Raw genomic sequence first — 15901 nt, 5'->3', positions numbered from 1 at the left:
GCGATGAGGCTGTCGGCAGTTCGCGGGGAACACGGAACAAGCGAGACGAAGGCGCTCTTCCGTCAAGTGCTGCGGACGCGAAAGGACTTCCGGTGTTTGAGTACTGAGAAGCCGGGTACGGAAGGCTTCAGATCACCGGGGGACGCATACCGAGCGGGAGAACGGGAGAACTGTCGGTACTGCACGGTCGACTTGGATCACCCACCGCAGCCCCACCTCCTCCGGCCGGTCCCCGTTGGGGGACTGACGTAACTCCCTGACACCAGCGGCCAGGCTAGCAGCCGCGGCAAGGGGCCCGGTCCGCCTTTGCCCGTTCGATACGCGTTCTATGCTCGCTCCATGGCAGACGTTCTTCAGCAGGTCGAGGCCCGGTTGCGTACGGCGCTGGGCGAACCGGACGCACGGGCCGCGGTGACCTTCCTGGGAACGGACCGCATCGAGGTGCTGCGCTTCGTGGCCGAAAACGAAGCGCGAACCGAAGCGCGAACCGGAGCCGGGGCCGGAACCGGGGACGAGGGGTCGGACGGCGGCGTCACGGTCCGCTACGCCACCCTCGGGATGTCCGCCCAGCCGATGGCCGACCCCGCCGACATGCTCGCCGACCAGGTCCGCGGGCCCCGCGCGGAGCTGGTGCTCTCCGTGCGCACGGGCCGCGCCGACACCGACCGGGTGCTCCGCCCGCTGGCCGTCCTCGCGGCGTCGCCGCAGGTCGAGGGCGTTGTCGTGGCCCCCGGCGGCTCCCTGGACACCGGCGAGCCGCTCTGGCCCGGTGCGCCCTTCACGTCCGTACTCGTCGGAGCGGGCGGCGGGCTCGTGCCGGACCTGGAACTGGACGATCCGATGTCTCCGGTGGCCTTCCTGCCGCTGCTGCCGATGACGGCGAACGAGGCGGCCTGGAAGCGCGTGCACGGCGCGGCGGCGCTGGAGGAGCGCTGGCTCCGGCACGGCACGGACCTGCGGGACCCGCTGCGCGCGGGCGTCCCGCTCGGGGACTGACGCCCGCTCATCCTCGTGGGCGCGGAAGCCCCGCCGCGCGGTGGGGGAAGACCGGCGCGGCGGGGCGGTGATGGGGGAGCGGGGTTCCGGTAGGCGGGACCCCGCTCGGACCCGGCTCGCGGTGACTCAGCTCGCGAAGACCGAGACGCTGTCCTCCGTGGCGTGGGCCGGCTCCAGCTCCTCGGCCTCCACGGTCAGCGGGCGGCGGCGGGCCCAGACGATCCCGGCGCCGACGACCGCGGTGGCGGCGGCGACCACGAACGGGATGTGGATGTCCGTCCAGCCCTCGATCTTCGGCGCGAGGAAGGGGGCCGCGGCGGCCGCGAACCAGCGCACGAAGTTGTAGCCCGCGCTCGCCACCGGCCGCGGCGCGTCCGACACGCCGAGCGCCAGCTCCGTGTAGACGGTGTTGTTCAGGCCGATGAAGGCGCCGGAGACGATCGTGCAGACGATGGCCGCCGTGTGGTCGCCGTAGCCGAGGAAGAGCAGGTCCACGGCGAGCAGGACCAGTGAGGCGCCCAGCACCTTCAGCGAGCCGAAGCGGGCCTGGACCCGCGGGGCGACGAGCACGGAGAAGACCGCGAGCAGCACGCCCCAGGCGAAGAAGACGCCGCCGGACTTGTAGGGCGACATGTTCAGCACGAACGGCGTGAAGGCCAGCACTGTGAAGAACGAGTAGTTGTAGAAGAACGCCGAGGCCGCGGCGGAGGCGAGTCCGGGGTGGCCCAGCGCCTTGACCGGGTCCAGCAGCGATGTCCTGCGGGCCGGCTTGGGCTGCTCCTTGAGGAACGCGGTGATGGCGATGAAGCCGACGGCCATCAGCACGGCGGTGCCGAAGAAGGGGTAGCGCCACTTCATGTCGCCGAGGATCGCGCCGACCAGCGGGCCGCAGGCCATGCCGAGCCCGAGGGCGGATTCGTACAGCAGGATGGCCGCGGCGCTGCCGCCTGCCGCCGCGCCGACGATGACGGCGAGGGCGGTGGAGACGAAGAGCGCGTTGCCGAGGCCCCAGCCGGCCCGGAAGCCGACCAGTTCGCCGACGGAGCCGGAGGTGCCGGAGAGGGCGGCGAAGACGACGACCAGCGCCAGGCCCGCGAGCAGCGTCTTCTTGCCGCCGATGCGGCTGGAGACGAAGCCGGTGACGAGCATCGCGATGGCGGTGATCAGGAAGTACGAGGTGAACAGGAGGGACACCTGGCTGGGGGAGGCGTCCAGGCCCTTGGCGATGGAGGGGAGGATCGGGTCCACGAGCCCGATGCCCATGAAGGCGACGACCGAGGCGCCCGCCGTGGCCCAGACGGCCTTCGGCTGGCGCAGCAGGCTGGTCGCGCCCTCGTCGAACGGATCCTCTTCGGCACTGTGCTGCTTCATGCGTGCCCCACCCTTCTCCGGGCGCGTCGATGCGTGTCCGGCGTGTGACCGATGTGGTGTGCGCGGTCTCCGCGGAGATCGTTGACGTTTACACACAATAACTTAGACGCGCTAATAGATGCAACTAGCATCTAGTTCTCGCGGGTGGCCGACGCCCGGCCGGGTGATCAGTGGGTGATCGTCCTTGACGCGGCGACCACCGGGGAGGACCGTTGGTCCTTATGAGGGGCGAACCCAGTTGCCCGAAGTGCGGTGGCCGGGTGCGAGCGCCCGGTCTCTTTGCCGACACCTGGCAGTGCGGAGTGCACGGCACCGTGCACCCCCTCCAGCCCGTCGTGCCGCCGAGCGTCGAGGCGCTGGCCGTCGTGGTGAACCGCGCCCGGGTGCCCGTCTGGATGCCATGGCCGCTGCCCGTCGGCTGGCTGTTCACCGGAGTGGCCTGCGCGGGCGACGACCGCGGCGGCGGTCGTGCCACCGCGGTGGCCTGCTCGGGCCCCGGCCCGCTCGGCGGCCCCGGGGAGCTGGTGCTCGTGGCGGAGGAGCTCGGCGTCGGCCTCGGCGCGCGCTACGCCGGTATCGCGGGCCCCGACCCTGGCCCGCACATGTGCGTCGACCGCCCGCCCGACGCCAAGGTCCTGGCGGCCGGCCGGCCCACCCCGCTCTGGCATGTCGAGGGCGCGCCCGACGACCGCGCGGTCTTCGCGGGCGAGGCGCGCGGGCTGTGGCTGTGGGCGGTGGTCTGGCCGGAGCGGTCCGGGCTGATGATGTACGACGAACTGGTCCTCACCGACCTGCGCGAAGCGGGCGCCGAGGTCGATCTGCTGCCGTGCGGCGCGCTGTCGCCGCGCGTCATCGCGCCGCCCGACCCCCGCTGACGGGCGCGTCCGCGCGGGGTAGCGGTATGTACGTACAGGGGGCGCGCACGGGGCGTGCGGCGAGGCGGGCGCGGGCGTTTGGCGCGGCCGTGTTCGAACGGCGGTTATCCTGATCAGGTCCCCTCCGTGTCCCGAGCCGAGTCTGGAGCCGTGCCGTGCGCATCGACCTGCACACCCACTCCACGGCGTCGGACGGCATGGACACCCCCGCCGAGCTGGTGCGCAACGCCGCCGCGGCCGGGCTGGACGTCGTGGCGCTGACCGATCACGACAGCGTCGGCGGCTACGCGGAGGCCGTCGCGGCCCTGCCCGCCGGGCTGACCCTGGTCACCGGCGCCGAGCTCTCCTGCCGCTGGGCCGTCGAGTCGCCGGACGACGACGGCATCGGCATGCACATGCTCGCCTACCTCTTCGACCCGCGCGAGCCCGAACTGTGGCGTGAGCGGGAGCTCGTACGCGACGGCCGGGTGCCCCGCGCCCAGGGCATGGTCGCCAAGCTCCAGGAGCTCGGCGTCCCCATCACCTGGGAGCGGGTGGCGGCGATCGCCGGCGACGGAGCCGTCGGGCGGCCCCACGTGGCCGCGGCCCTCGTCGAGCTGGGCGTCGTCGACAGCGTCTCCGACGCCTTCACGCCGCAGTGGATCGCGAACGACGGGCGCGCGTACGTCGACAAGTACGAGTTCGACCCCTTCGAGGCCATCCGCCTGGTCAAGGCCGCGGGCGGAGTCACCGTCTTCGCGCACCCGATGGCGCTCAAGCGCGGCCGGTGCGTACCGGAGAGCGCGATCGCCGAACTGGCCGCCGCCGGCCTCGACGGCATCGAGGTCGACCACATGGACCACGACGAGCCGACCCGCGCCCGGCTGCGGGGGCTCGCCGCCGACCTCGGGCTGCTGACCACCGGCTCCAGCGACTACCACGGCAGCCGCAAGGCGTGTGAGCTCGGCGAGTTCACGACCGACCCGGAGATCTACGGCGAGATCACGCGCCGCGCGACCGGGGCCTTCCCCGTGCCCGGCGCGGGCGGCTGAGTCCGTACGACGCGGAGTCCGAACCCGAGTCCGTAACCGAATCCGCGAGCGGCCGTATGTACGGCCGGGCGGTTCGTAGCGCCGCTGTGGGCTCGTAGCGCCGTCCGCTCTCCCCGACACCTTCCTCCCCCCCTCACTCGTACCTCGTGCAAGGCCATCACTGTGTTCGACTTTGCTGTCTTCGGGTCCCTTTTTGTCACGCTATTTGTGATCATGGATCCGCCCGGCATCACGCCCATCTTTCTCGCCCTCACCTCCGGCCGCCCCGCCAAGATCCAGCGCAAGATGGCCTGGCAGGCGGCCACGGTCGCGTTCGGCGTCATCGCCGTCTTCGGGCTCTTCGGCCACCAGATCCTGGGCCGGCTGCACATCACGCCGCCCGCGTTGATGATCGCGGGCGGGCTGCTGTTGCTGCTGGTCGCGCTCAGCCTGCTGACCGGGAAGTCCGAGCAGCCGACGCAGACCAAGGACGTCAACGTCGCGCTCGTACCGCTGGGCATGCCGCTGCTGGCCGGGCCCGGCGCGATCGTCTCGGTGATCCTCGCCGTGCAGCACGCGCACGGCGTCGGCGAGCAGATCTCGGTCTGGGCCGCGATCGCGGCGATGCACGTGGTGCTGTGGCTGGTGATGCGCTATTCGCTGCTGATCATCCGGGTGATCAAGGACGGCGGCGTGGTGCTCGTGACGCGGCTCGCCGGGATGATGCTCTCCGCGCTCGCGGTGCAGCAGATCATCAACGGCGTCACCCAGGTCGTGCAGGGCGTGTAGCCGCGCCCGCCCGCCGTCCCCGGCGTGTGCGCGCACACCTCATGATGAGGTGTACGGCTCCGCGCCCCCGGAGACCACGAAGCGCCCCGTACCTTCTGTACGGGGCGCTCGGCGTTATAGGGGTACTGCGTAAGGCGTTACCGGACCGCGGTGTCGGCCGGGCGGATGTAGATGCGCTGGCCGATCGCTGCGGCCTGCTGCACGATCCGATTGACGGAGGCGGCGTCCACGACGGTGCTGTCTACGGCGTTGCCGTCCACATCGTCCAGTCGCATGATCTCGAAGCGCATGGCTTCTCCCTTCGTCTGATCCTCCTGAGGAGAACTGATGAGTAAGAGTGCGAGGCGCGACAGTGCGCCTCGTTCCTGGTGGGTACAACGAGGTGCACTATGAAAAGATTCCCTACGCTAAAGAAAATTTTCGGGAGCCTAAGTATTTGCTGGTGAAGCGGCCGGTTGTGCCCGCCGCGCGGGCCCCCGGACAATGAGGCGCGTATGAACGACGTCCAGCCCTCGGGGCCTATCGACCTCACCGCCATCGCCACCGGCATCGAGCGCGCCAACGAGCTCCTCACCCGCGTACTCGCGGAAGTGGCGACCACCCCCTCCACCCACGCGATCTTCGTGGACGCCGGCTACGTCTACGCCGCCGCGGGCAGACTCGTCGCCGGGACGGAGGACCGGCGCGCCTTCGAACTCGACGCGGAAGGGCTGATCGAAGCCTTCATCGACCGGGCGCGCACGATATTCCCCGACAGCCGCCTGCTGCGCGTCTACTGGTACGACGGGGCGCGCCGCCGCATCCACACCACGGAGCAGCAGCGCATCGCCGAGCTGCCGGACGTCAAGGTGCGGCTCGGCAACCTCAACGCCAACAACCAGCAGAAGGGCGTCGACTCGCTCATCCGCAGCGACCTGGAGTCGCTCGCCCGGCACCGTGCCATCAGCGACGCCGCCCTCATCGGCGGCGACGAGGACCTCGTCTCGGCCGTCGAGGCGGCGCAGGGCTACGGCGCGCGCGTCCACCTGTGGGGCATCGAGGCGGCCTGCGGGCGCAATCAGGCCGAGCCGCTGCTGTGGGAGGTCGACAGCCAGCGCACGTTCGACCTCGAATTCTGCAAACCGTACGTGGCACGGCGTACGGGCATGTGCCCGCAGGAGCCGTACGCCGCCGCCGACCCGGGGGCGGCGGCCGGAGGCGGGGACGGGCCGGCGCCCAGCCGCGACGAGGTGCGGTTCGTGGGCGCGCAGGTCGCGGCGCGGTGGCTCGGCGAACGCGGCCGCGAAACGCTCGCCGACCTGCTGCCCGGCCACCCCTACCTGCCGGGCCCCGTCGACCAGGAACTGCTCGTGGAGGCCGAGGGGCTGCTCGGCCTCTCGCTACGGGCCCACGCCGACCTGCGGCGGGCACTGCGGGACGGGTTCTGGGAACACCTCCAGGCGCAGTACTGAACCGGTTCCGCGCCCCCGCCCGTACCGGGCGGATTCAGTGCCGCGACCAGAACGCCGCCAGTGCCGCCGCCGTCTCCTTCGGACGCTCGGCGTTGGGGGAGTGCTCCGCCCCCTCGATCACCGTGCGGCGCGCCGACAGCCGCTCGGCCATCGCGTCCATCAGCGGCACCGGCCAGGCGTAGTCGACCGCGCCGGAGACCACGTGCTTCGGCAGCGCTACCGCCGCCAGCTCGGCGACCCGGTCCGGCTCGCCGAGCAACTGCCGCCCGGTGCCGATGAGTTGAGCCGTCTCGGTATCGAGCCACCTGCGGTGCAGGAACTCGTCCAGGGCCGGGGACGCGGCGGCGTCCGGCACGTCCGCGGGGTTTTCGGGGTCCATGGCGCGCATCGCCTGCCAGACCGACTCCATGTCCCGCGTGGACAGGGCGTCGATGAGCAGCTTCGTACGGGCCTGCTGCTCCGCCGCGATGGCCGCCGGGCCGCTGCTCATGATGGTCAGCGACCGGAAGGGGGACGCGTCGCGCAGCACCGCCGCGCGCGTGATCAGCCCGCCGAGGGAGTGGCCGAGCAGATGCACCGGGCCGTCGCCGAGCGCCGCGGCCTGCGCGTGCACGTCCGCCGCCAGCTCGTCCTGCCCGTACGCGGCCTCGTCGGCCGGGCCCTCGCTCTCGTACTGGCCTCGCCCGTCGACGGCCACGACCCGGTACCCGGCCTGCGCCAGCGGTTCCAACAGGGCGTTGAAGTCCTCTTTGCTGCCGGTGAACCCGGGGACGAGCAGGGCGGTGGCCCGCGGCTCGGCCGCCGGGGGGCGCGCGTCGCACACGGCGAACGCGCCGCGCCCGGTCTTCAGTCGGTACGCGCGGGCGCACGCGGGCAAGGTGAGTATCGGCGGCCTGCTCATGCCCAGAGGCTATCCGCCGCCCCGTCGCCGCCGTCAGCCAGCCGCCCGCCGGAGGGCACGGCCGCGGACACGGCGAAGGCCCGCTCCCCGGCATTTCGGGGATACGGGCCTTCGGCGGTGCCGTACCGGGTCAGCCTTCGGTCGTCGCCTTGGGCTTCGCGGCGCGGGTGCGCTTCGGCTTGGCGGGGGCCTCGGCGACCGCGTCCGCGCCCGCCTCCGACACCGGCTGCGCGGCCCGCGTGGCGCGGCGCCTGGGCTTGGCCTCGGCGCCCTCCACAGCGGTCTCGGCCGCTTCGGCCTTGGGCTTGGCGGTCCGCGTGCGCTTGGGCTTCGCCGGGGCTTCGGCGGTCGCCTCCGCGGTGTCCACGGCCGTCTCGGCGGTCTTGGCCTTGGCGGTGCGGGTGCGCTTGGCGGGGGCCTCGGCGGTCGCTTCCACCGTGTCCACGACCGCTTCGGCAGCGGCCTTGGGCTTGGTCGTCCGCGTGCGCTTGGGCTTCGCCGGGGCTTCGGCGGTCGCCTCCACCGTGTCCACGGCCGCTTCGGCGGTCTTGGCCTTGGCGGTGCGGGTGCGCTTCGGCTTCGCCGGAGCCTCGGCGGCGGCCTCCGCCGTGTCGACCGCCGCGTCGGCCTTGGGCTTGGCCGTGCGGGTGCGCTTGGGCTTCGCCGGGGCTTCGGCGGTCGCCTCCACCGTGTCCACGGCCGTCTCGGCGGTCTTGGCCTTGGTGGTGCGGGTGCGCTTGGGCTTGGCGGCGTCCGTACCCTCGGCCGTCGCGACCGCTTCAGCGGCCTCCGACTTCGCGGTCCGCGTGCGGTTCGCCTTGGCGGCGTTCGCCTCGGCCTCCGCGGCCATGCTCGCGATCGTGCTCTCGACCGTGACGAAGGACGGCTCGTCCACCGCCGGCTTGGCGACGCGCGGACGACGGCGGCGCGGCCTGACCGCGGCCTCCTCCACGGCGGCGGAGCCGGCAGCGGCCTCGGGCCGTACGGCAGCGGACCGCGCGGCGGCCGGCTTCTCGGCGGCGGGCTTCGCGGCGACCGTGTCCACTGCCTGAGCGGCCTGAGCGGCGGGCGCAGGGGCCTCAGAGGTCACCGTGGCAGCGGCCGCCGGTGCCGCGGGCGCCGCACCGGTGCGGGTGCGGCGACGGCGGCGCGGCGTCCGGGGAGTCTTGGGCGCGCCCTCGGCGACGGCCTCGCCGGGAGCCTCGACAGCCGTCTCGGCGGCCACGGGGGTCACGGGCGACGCCGCGGCCTCCGAGCCCACCGTCGAGCCGCCGCGCGTGCGGCGGCGCTGACGCGGGGTGCGGTTCCGCGCCGGGCGCTCCTCCGTGGCGACGGGCGCCGCCGCGACGGGCTTGCGGCCACGGCCGCGGCCGCCCGTCTCGCCCAGGTCCTCGATCTCCTCGGCCGCCAGCCCGGCCCGCGTGCGCTCGGCGCGCGGCAGTATCCCCTTGGTGCCCTGGGGGATGGACAGCAGCTCGAAGAGGTGCTCGGAGGTGGAGTACGTCTCCTCCGGCTCGTCGAACGGCAGGTCCAGCGCCTTGTTGATCAGCTTCCAGCGCGGGATGTCGTCCCAGTCGACCAGCGTGACCGCCGTACCGGACTTGCCCGCGCGGCCCGTACGGCCGATGCGGTGCAGATACGTCTTCTCGTCCTCGGGGGACTGGTAGTTGATGACATGCGTCACGTTGTCGACGTCGATGCCGCGGGCGGCGACGTCGGTGCAGACCAGCACGTCGACCTTGCCGTTGCGGAAGGCGCGCAGCGCCTGCTCGCGGGCGCCCTGGCCGAGGTCGCCGTGGACCGCGCCGGACGCGAAGCCGCGCCGTGCGAGCTGGTCGGCGATGTCGGCGGCCGTGCGCTTCGTACGGCAGAAGACCATCGCGAGGCCCCGGCCGTCGGCCTGGAGGATGCGCGCGACCATCTCCGGCTTGTCCATGGAGTGGGCGCGGAAGACGTGCTGCGTGGTGTTGCGGACGGTCTGGCCCTCGTCGTCCGGCGACGTGGCGCGGATGTGCGTGGGCTGCGACATATAGCGGCGGGCGAGGCCGATGACGGCGCCCGGCATGGTCGCCGAGAACAGCATCGTCTGGCGCTTCACCGGCAGCATGGTGATGATCCGCTCGACGTCGGGCAGGAAGCCCAGGTCGAGCATCTCGTCGGCCTCGTCGAGGACGAGCGCCTTGACGTGCGAGAGGTCGAGCTTCTTCTGGCCCGCGAGGTCCAGCAGCCGGCCCGGCGTGCCGACGATCACATCGACGCCCTTCTTGAGGGCCTCGACCTGCGGCTCGTAGGCGCGGCCGCCGTAGATGGCCAGGACGCGCACGTTACGGACCTTGCCGGCGGTCAGCAGGTCGTTGGTGACCTGCTGACAGAGCTCGCGGGTGGGGACGACCACGAGCGCCTGCGGGGCGTCGGTCAGCTGCCCGGACGTGGCCCGGTCGGCCTCGACGTCCGCGGGGACGGTGACGCGCTCCAGCAGCGGCAGGCCGAAGCCCAGCGTCTTGCCCGTGCCGGTCTTGGCCTGGCCGATGACGTCGGAGCCGCTGAGGGCGACCGGGAGCGTCATCTCCTGGATGGGGAAGGGGGACACGATGCCGACGGCCTCCAGGGCCTCGGCCGTCTCGGAAAGAATCCCGAGGTCTCGGAAAGTGGACAGAATCTTGCCTCTTCTGTGAGACGCGGAGCGAGGCGGCGAAGGGGGTCGTACCGCGCCGGGTACTGGACCGGCCATGGTGGGGCCGGATGACGCGGGACCACTGCCTTCGCTCGTGCGCACGTGCCGCGAGCGGTTCCCTGCTTGGCGTGCGTACAGCTCGTACGCGCCGCGCTGAGGGCGGTCGGGTGGAAGCCGATCGGGCCACCGACCGGGCATCCGCTGGAGTCCGGGAGGCTTGCTTCCGGAAGACACAGCATAGGGACGGCCCGCCGATACTCGGCAGGCGCAATACCACTGTACCCCGGAATCGTGCATATGTGTTGGGGCAAACCTTTGTACGAGTGGGGTACGCGTGGTTGACCAGGGGCTTCCCCTTCCAGACGAGCGGGCTATTGTGCGGTCCATGGAGACGCCTGACAACGCCGCTGCCGCCGCCGAAGAACACACCGGGATCGCTGCCCAGGACTGGGCCCAGGCATCCGCCGAACCGCAGTACAAGGCCGCCGTCGTCGATCTGCTGGGCGCGCTCGCCTACGGCGAGCTGGCCGCCTTCGAGCGGCTCGCGGAGGACGCGAAGCTCGCGCCCTCGCTCGGCGACAAGGCGGAGCTGGCGAAGATGGCGTCCGCCGAGTTCCAGCACTTCCAGCGGCTGCGCGACCGGCTGGCGGCCATCGACGTCGAGCCGACCGGCGCGATGGAGCCGTTCGCCGCCGCGCTGGACGAGTTCCACCGCCAGACCGCGCCGTCCGACTGGCTGGAGGGCCTGGTCAAGGCGTATGTCGGCGACTCGATCGCCAGCGACTTCTACCGGGAGGTGGCGGCCCGGCTCGACTCCGACACGCGCGGCCTGGTGCTGACCGTCCTGGACGACACCGGGCACGCGACCTTCGCGGTCGAGAAGGTGCGGGCCGCGATCGAGGCCGAGCCGCGGGTCGGCGGGCGGCTCGCGCTGTGGGCCCGGCGGCTGATGGGCGAGGCGCTCTCGCAGGCGCAGCGGGTCGTCGCGGACCGCGACGCGCTCTCGACCATGCTGGTCGGCGGGGTGGCCGACGGCTTCGACCTCGCGGAGGTCGGCAAGATGTTCTCCCGCATCACCGAGGCGCACACCAAGCGCATGGCCGCGCTCGGCCTCGCCGCCTGAGCGGACTCCCGGCATGACGGCCTCCGGCCATCACGGCCTCCTGCCATCACGGTGTCGGGGGCCGGCCGGTCCGGCGGTCAGAGGTCGTACGTGCCCGGCCCCGGGTGGAGCTGTCGCTGCAGATGGAGCGGGGAGAGAGAGCCCTGACGCGCCGGCTCCGCTCCGGCGGTCGCCGGCCCCGTCAGACCGTCACTGATCGGCGGACGCGGCTCGCGGGGCGCAGCAGCAGCGACAGCAGCGCCACGCCGAGCGCGGCTCCCGCGATCAGCGTCGCGATCGCGTGACCGGGGCCGAGGACAGCGTGTGCGAGCAGGGCGCCGAAGAGGGCCGCGACCGGTCCCGTGGCGAGCGTCAGGGGCCGGGAGGGGAAGCGGTCGGGCAAGCGCCGCACCGCGCCCAGGGCCATGGCGAAGCCAATGAGGACTGAGCCGAACGCTTCCAGGAAAATCATGGTGCGATCCCTCCCGCTACGGCCGAAGCACAAGTGCAAATCGGTCGTAGCCGGTCTTACCCAAGGGCCAAGTCCAGCAACCCTCTCCCGTTCCTTCACCTCCAGGGAGCCGGAAACCGGTCCGCGCGGCGGTGTTCGTACTGGTGACGACAACGGCGGGGCCCCGGTGATTCCCACCGGGGCCCCGCCGTCGAACGCCGAACGTCGAACGCTGATCAGAGCGCGCTGAAACCGACCTTGCGGGCGGTCGGCTCGCCGATCTCGACGTACGCGAGTCGGTCGGCCGGCACCAGGACCTTGCGTCCGTGCTCGTCCACGAGGCTCAGCAGCTGCGCCTTGCCGCCCAGCGCCTCGGACACCGCGCGCTCGACATCCTCGGCAGACTGCCCGCTCTCCAGAACGATCTCGCGGGGCGCGTGCTGCACGCCGATCTTGACCTCCACGGCTTTTGTCCCTCCGATGGTCAGTATGGGTACGCGGTCAGCCGCGCCGTACGCAGCACACACTAGCCCGGTACGGGCGGGTGGCGGGGCGCGGGCCGCACGCCCGCAGCGAACAGAGGATCAACGCCCGGCGGCCCGTCCGGGGCTACGCCCCGTCGGTGCCGTGCAGCGGGAAGCCGGCGATGCCGCGCCAGGCCAGCGACGTGAGCAACTGCACCGCGGTGTCGCGCGGCACCGTGCTCCCGCTGGAGAGCCAGTAGCGGGCGACGACCTGGGAGACGCCGCCGAGGCCCACGGCCAGCAGCATCGACTCGTCCTTGGAGAGTCCGGTGTCCTCGGCGATGACGGCGCAGATCGCCTCCGCGCACTCCAGCGACACCTTGTCGACGCGCTCGCGCACCGCGGGCTCGTTCGTCAGGTCGGACTCGAAGACGAGCCGGAACGCGCCGCCCTCCTCCTCCACGTACGCGAAGTAGGCGTCCATCGTCGCGGCGACGCGCAGCTTGTTGTCGGTCGTGGACGCGAGGGCCGTGCGCACCGCGTGCAGCAGGGCCTCGCAGTGCTGGTCCAGCAGGGCCAGATAGAGGTCCAGCTTGCCGGGGAAGTGCTGGTAGAGGACCGGCTTGCTGACGCCGGCGCGCTCGGCGATGTCGTCCATCGCCGCCGCGTGGTAGCCCTGCGCGACGAACACCTCCTGGGCCGCGCCCAGGAGCTGATTGCGTCGGGCCCGGCGCGGCAGGCGTGTGCCCCGCGGGCGCGCCTCGGTCTGCTCGATGGCTGTCACGCCGCCTCCCAAGATCAATCCGTGCACGGTGTGCACCGCGCCCGCCATCGTACTTTTGGGTAACAGGCCGGCGCGCGGTCCGGGCGGAGAATTTCACGCTCTGAGCACAGTGGGAAATCGGCAAATCCGAGATTGCCGACAAAGCGTCTTTCTTGTCCGTGGTCGGGCGGTTACCGGTAGTCGTACTCGTCCGCCGCTGGTCGACACGTTTACCGGTAGTCGTCCTCGTCGGTCTCGACCACGCGGGCCTGCTCGGCCACGTCCCCGGGGTCGGCCGCGTCGGTGTCGACTCCGGTCAGGGGGCCGTCGCGGTGCTGGGTGAGGTCGGTGTGCTGCTCGGCGGCGTCGGCTTCGGGGGCCTCGACGTCGATCTCCGACGCGCCGGGGGCGTCGTCATCGCCGTCGTCGTACTCGTCGAAGGTTTCGGGGTCGGTCGGGTCTACAGGCATGGTGGGCCCCTTTCCCAGGTGCGCGCCTCTCACACGGGATGCCGGGCGAGCGCCCTGCGTCCGAGCCTAGGAGAGGCGGGTCCGGTCCGCCACGCGGTCTGTGACGGCGGACACACAGGCTTGCGGCGTGATCGTCTCGTAACATTGCCCGCATGTCTTCGACCGAGTCGCCGGATGCCCGCACTGTCCCCACGGTGCCGCCCGGGGGCTCTGTCCGAAGCGGCGTCGGGGAGTCGTTGCGGACCGTGACCCTGCCCGGCCTCACCCTGGCCGTCCGCTCCCGGCCGCCCCTGGCCGAGGGGCTGGCGCCCGCCCTGTACGTGCACGGGCTCGGCGGCTCGTCGCTGAACTGGTCCGACCTGATGGCGCGGCTCGCGCACCGGGTGGACGGCGAGGCCCTCGACCTGCCGGGGTTCGGGCACTCCCCGCCGCCCGACGACGGCGACTACTCCGTCACCGGACACGCGCGGGCCGTCATCCGCTATCTCGACGCGAGCGAGCGCGGCCCGGTGCACCTGTTCGGGAACTCGCTGGGCGGCGCCGTCGCCACCCGCGTCGCCGCGGTCCGGCCGGACCTGGTCCGTACGGCCACGCTCATCTCGCCCGCGCTGCCCGAGCTGCGCCCGCAGCGCACCGCCGTGCCCACGGCGATACTGGCCGTGCCGGGGATCATGCCGCTGTTCATCCGCGCGACCAAGGGCTGGACCCCGGAGCGGCACACCCGCGAGGTGCTCGCGCTCTGCTACGGCGACCCGCGGCGCGTGTCGGCGGAGAGCTTCGAGGACGCCGTGGCCGAATACGAGCGGCGGCTCGGGCTCCCCTACTTCTGGGACGTGATGATGCGTTCGGCGCGTGGCATCGTCGACGCCTATACCCTCGGCGGGCAGCATTCCCTCTGGCGGCAGGCGGAGCGAGTCCTCGCGCCCACTCTGCTCGTTTACGGCATGCGGGACCAATTGGTCGGTTTCCGCATGGCGCGCCGGGCCGGCAGGTCCTTCCGGGACTCGCGGCTGCTGGAGCTCGTCGAAGCGGGACACGTCGCGATGATGGAGGAGCCGGAGACAGTGGCGCGGGCCTTCGAGGAACTGCTGGACGACGTCGATGCGCGGCACGCCCGCGGCACGGGAGGGGGCGGGGCGCCCCATGGGTAAACACAGCGCGCGCAACCCCGGCGCGGGGCGGGCGGCGGACACCCCGCAGCCGCCGGCGCCCGCGGCCCCCGGCACGGGGCGCCGCCGCAGAGCGCCCCGGAACGAGGCCGGGAGCGGGACCGGTACGGGCGGCGAGCCGACGCCGCGCGGGCGGGGCGAAGGGCCCGCCGGCCACCCGGAGGTCCGTGAGCCCGGCGGCGGCTGGGGGGTGGTCGGCCGGCAGGCCGGCGAGCCCGCCGGCGAGTCGCACCAGCGCGGCGGCGAGCAGGAGTTCTCCGCCTTCGGCAGAGGCCGGGCCGTGCGGCCCGAGCCGCGACCGCGGCCGCAGCCGCAGGGCCCGATGGCGACCGGCATGGTGCCGCGCCCGCGCCAGGAGTTCATCGACGCATTCGACTATGTCGACCAGCAGGACCACCGGCGCGACGGGGACGGCCCGCGCGACGGGGTCCACCGGCGAAACGAGGACGACGTGTTCGCCGCAGGAGCTCCCGACAGGGTGAAGGACGATGCGAAGCCCGGCGGGCCGATCATCGGGCCCAGCGTCCCGCCCGTTCCGGCCGATCAGGCGGTGCCGCCCAGCCGGGGGCCGGAGCGGCGCACGGGAGCGGCCAAGGGCGGTCTCGCCCGTACGCTCACCGGCGTCGCCGCCGCGGCCGTGACGGCGGTGCTGGCCGTGGCCGTCTCCGGCCAGGTCGCGCACGACCAGGACGGCAAGGGCGGTGGCGGCGCGGCGCAGGCGGCCGGCGGCGCCGAGCGGCCCCGCACGGACGCCGCGACCCGCACGAAGAGCCGGCCCGCGCCCCCGCCGGGCACGGACGCGGACCACTCCCCGTACGAGGTCCAGATGGCGCGGAAGTTCCCGCTGGACGCGAAGCTCCAGGCGTCCGGGGAGTTCGAGCCGGTGCCGGGGCACGACAAGGCGCCCGGCAAGGGCGAGGTGCTGCGCTACCGGGTGGACGTGGAGAAGGGGCTCGGGCTGAACGGCGCGCTGTTCGCCGAGGCCGTGCAGAAGACCCTGAACGACGACCGCAGCTGGGCCCACGGCGGGCAGCGCACCTTCGAGCGGGTCTCGTCCGGCCACGCGGACTTCGTGATCAGCCTGGCCAGCCCCGGCACGACCGCGAAGTGGTGTGCGAAGTCGGGCCTGGACACCACCCAGGACAACGTCTCGTGCGACTCCGCGGCCACCGAGCGCGTCATGATCAACGCCTATCGGTGGGCGCAGGGCGCGGTGACCTACGGCGACGACAAGATGCACGCCTACCGGCAGATGCTGATCAACCACGAGGTCGGGCACCGGCTCGGCCGCAACCACGAGACGTGCCCGAAGCAGGGCGCGCTCGCGCCGGTGATGATGCAGCAGACGAAGTTCCTGACGCTGGACGGCGCGACCTGCCGGGCCAACCCCTGGCCGCACCCCAACGGGTAGGAAT

16 protein-coding genes are annotated in these 15901 nt (G+C 72.6%); 8 read left to right on the top strand and 8 right to left on the bottom strand.

Translation table 11 applies throughout. The annotated features are described in order from the left end of the window. Nucleotides 1–339 precede the first annotated feature (339 nt). On the top strand, nucleotides 340–996 hold the full coding sequence (locus AB0I49_RS15245) for a suppressor of fused domain protein (protein WP_363227404.1): 657 nt from the start codon (nucleotides 340–342) through the stop codon (nucleotides 994–996). Between the two features lie 126 nt (nucleotides 997–1122). Here the strand turns inward: AB0I49_RS15245 and AB0I49_RS15240 are convergent, their stop codons facing one another. Beyond that, on the bottom strand, nucleotides 1123–2367 hold the full coding sequence (locus AB0I49_RS15240; protein ID WP_363227403.1) for an MFS transporter: 1245 nt from the start codon (nucleotides 2365–2367) through the stop codon (nucleotides 1123–1125). A 221-nt stretch (nucleotides 2368–2588) separates the two neighbouring features. Here AB0I49_RS15240 and AB0I49_RS15235 point away from each other — a divergent pair, with 221 nt between their 5' ends. From AB0I49_RS15235 to AB0I49_RS15225, 3 genes are all read left to right on the top strand, one after another. Next, nucleotides 2589–3242 carry a DUF6758 family protein gene (locus AB0I49_RS15235; protein WP_363227402.1) on the top strand — a complete coding sequence of 218 codons (654 nt, stop codon included), beginning with the start codon at nucleotides 2589–2591 and terminating at the stop codon, nucleotides 3240–3242. Between the two features lie 155 nt (nucleotides 3243–3397). Next, nucleotides 3398–4273 carry a PHP domain-containing protein gene (locus AB0I49_RS15230; protein WP_363227401.1) on the top strand — a complete coding sequence of 292 codons (876 nt, stop codon included), beginning with the start codon at nucleotides 3398–3400 and terminating at the stop codon, nucleotides 4271–4273. Between the two features lie 162 nt (nucleotides 4274–4435). Beyond that, nucleotides 4436–5041: a MarC family protein gene (locus AB0I49_RS15225; RefSeq protein WP_363227400.1), complete on the top strand. Its 606-nt coding sequence runs from the start codon at nucleotides 4436–4438 to the stop codon at nucleotides 5039–5041. Nucleotides 5042–5178: 137 nt separating this feature from the next. Here the strand turns inward: AB0I49_RS15225 and AB0I49_RS15220 are convergent, their stop codons facing one another. Continuing rightward, complete coding sequence (locus AB0I49_RS15220) at nucleotides 5179–5331, bottom strand: hypothetical protein (protein WP_363227399.1); 153 nt, start codon at nucleotides 5329–5331, stop codon at nucleotides 5179–5181. 204 nt (nucleotides 5332–5535) lie between these two features. Between AB0I49_RS15220 and AB0I49_RS15215 the strand changes: the two genes are divergently transcribed. Further along, nucleotides 5536–6492, top strand: coding sequence for an NYN domain-containing protein (locus tag AB0I49_RS15215; protein WP_363227398.1), 957 nt, complete (start codon nucleotides 5536–5538; stop codon nucleotides 6490–6492). Between the two features lie 34 nt (nucleotides 6493–6526). Here AB0I49_RS15215 and AB0I49_RS15210 read toward each other — a convergent pair whose 3' ends face one another. Further along, on the bottom strand, nucleotides 6527–7393 hold the full coding sequence (locus AB0I49_RS15210; RefSeq protein WP_363227397.1) for an alpha/beta hydrolase: 867 nt from the start codon (nucleotides 7391–7393) through the stop codon (nucleotides 6527–6529). 130 nt (nucleotides 7394–7523) lie between these two features. After that, nucleotides 7524–10124 carry a DEAD/DEAH box helicase gene (locus AB0I49_RS15205; RefSeq protein WP_363227396.1) on the bottom strand — a complete coding sequence of 867 codons (2601 nt, stop codon included), beginning with the start codon at nucleotides 10122–10124 and terminating at the stop codon, nucleotides 7524–7526. A gap of 328 nt (nucleotides 10125–10452) precedes the next feature. Between AB0I49_RS15205 and AB0I49_RS15200 the strand changes: the two genes are divergently transcribed. Further along, nucleotides 10453–11190 carry a ferritin-like fold-containing protein gene (locus AB0I49_RS15200; RefSeq protein ID WP_363227395.1) on the top strand — a complete coding sequence of 246 codons (738 nt, stop codon included), beginning with the start codon at nucleotides 10453–10455 and terminating at the stop codon, nucleotides 11188–11190. A 181-nt stretch (nucleotides 11191–11371) separates the two neighbouring features. On the opposite strand, the gene AB0I49_RS15195 is transcribed toward AB0I49_RS15200, so the two are convergent. The 4 genes from AB0I49_RS15195 to AB0I49_RS15180 form a co-directional block, all read right to left on the bottom strand. Next, on the bottom strand, nucleotides 11372–11638 hold the full coding sequence (locus AB0I49_RS15195; RefSeq protein ID WP_363227476.1) for a hypothetical protein: 267 nt from the start codon (nucleotides 11636–11638) through the stop codon (nucleotides 11372–11374). A 218-nt stretch (nucleotides 11639–11856) separates the two neighbouring features. Then, on the bottom strand, nucleotides 11857–12084 hold the full coding sequence (locus AB0I49_RS15190; RefSeq protein ID WP_363227394.1) for a DUF3107 domain-containing protein: 228 nt from the start codon (nucleotides 12082–12084) through the stop codon (nucleotides 11857–11859). A gap of 145 nt (nucleotides 12085–12229) precedes the next feature. Then, a complete protein-coding gene (locus tag AB0I49_RS15185) occupies nucleotides 12230–12868 on the bottom strand; it encodes a TetR/AcrR family transcriptional regulator (protein WP_363227393.1) in 639 nt (212 codons plus the stop codon). A gap of 209 nt (nucleotides 12869–13077) precedes the next feature. Continuing rightward, complete coding sequence (locus AB0I49_RS15180; RefSeq protein WP_363227392.1) at nucleotides 13078–13317, bottom strand: hypothetical protein; 240 nt, start codon at nucleotides 13315–13317, stop codon at nucleotides 13078–13080. Between the two features lie 152 nt (nucleotides 13318–13469). Here AB0I49_RS15180 and AB0I49_RS15175 point away from each other — a divergent pair, with 152 nt between their 5' ends. Both AB0I49_RS15175 and AB0I49_RS15170 read left to right on the top strand, forming a co-directional pair. Beyond that, nucleotides 13470–14468, top strand: a complete 999-nt coding sequence (locus AB0I49_RS15175) for an alpha/beta hydrolase (protein ID WP_363227391.1) — start codon at nucleotides 13470–13472, stop codon at nucleotides 14466–14468. Next, complete coding sequence (locus AB0I49_RS15170; RefSeq protein WP_363227390.1) at nucleotides 14461–15897, top strand: DUF3152 domain-containing protein; 1437 nt, start codon at nucleotides 14461–14463, stop codon at nucleotides 15895–15897. Before AB0I49_RS15175 ends, AB0I49_RS15170 begins: the two co-directional genes overlap by 8 nt. Nucleotides 15898–15901 lie beyond the last annotated feature (4 nt).

Source organism: Streptomyces sp. NPDC050617 (genome assembly GCF_040654795.1).
GTDB lineage: Bacteria > Actinomycetota > Actinomycetes > Streptomycetales > Streptomycetaceae > Streptomyces.
This window is presented reverse-complemented; position numbering and strand designations above follow the sequence as displayed.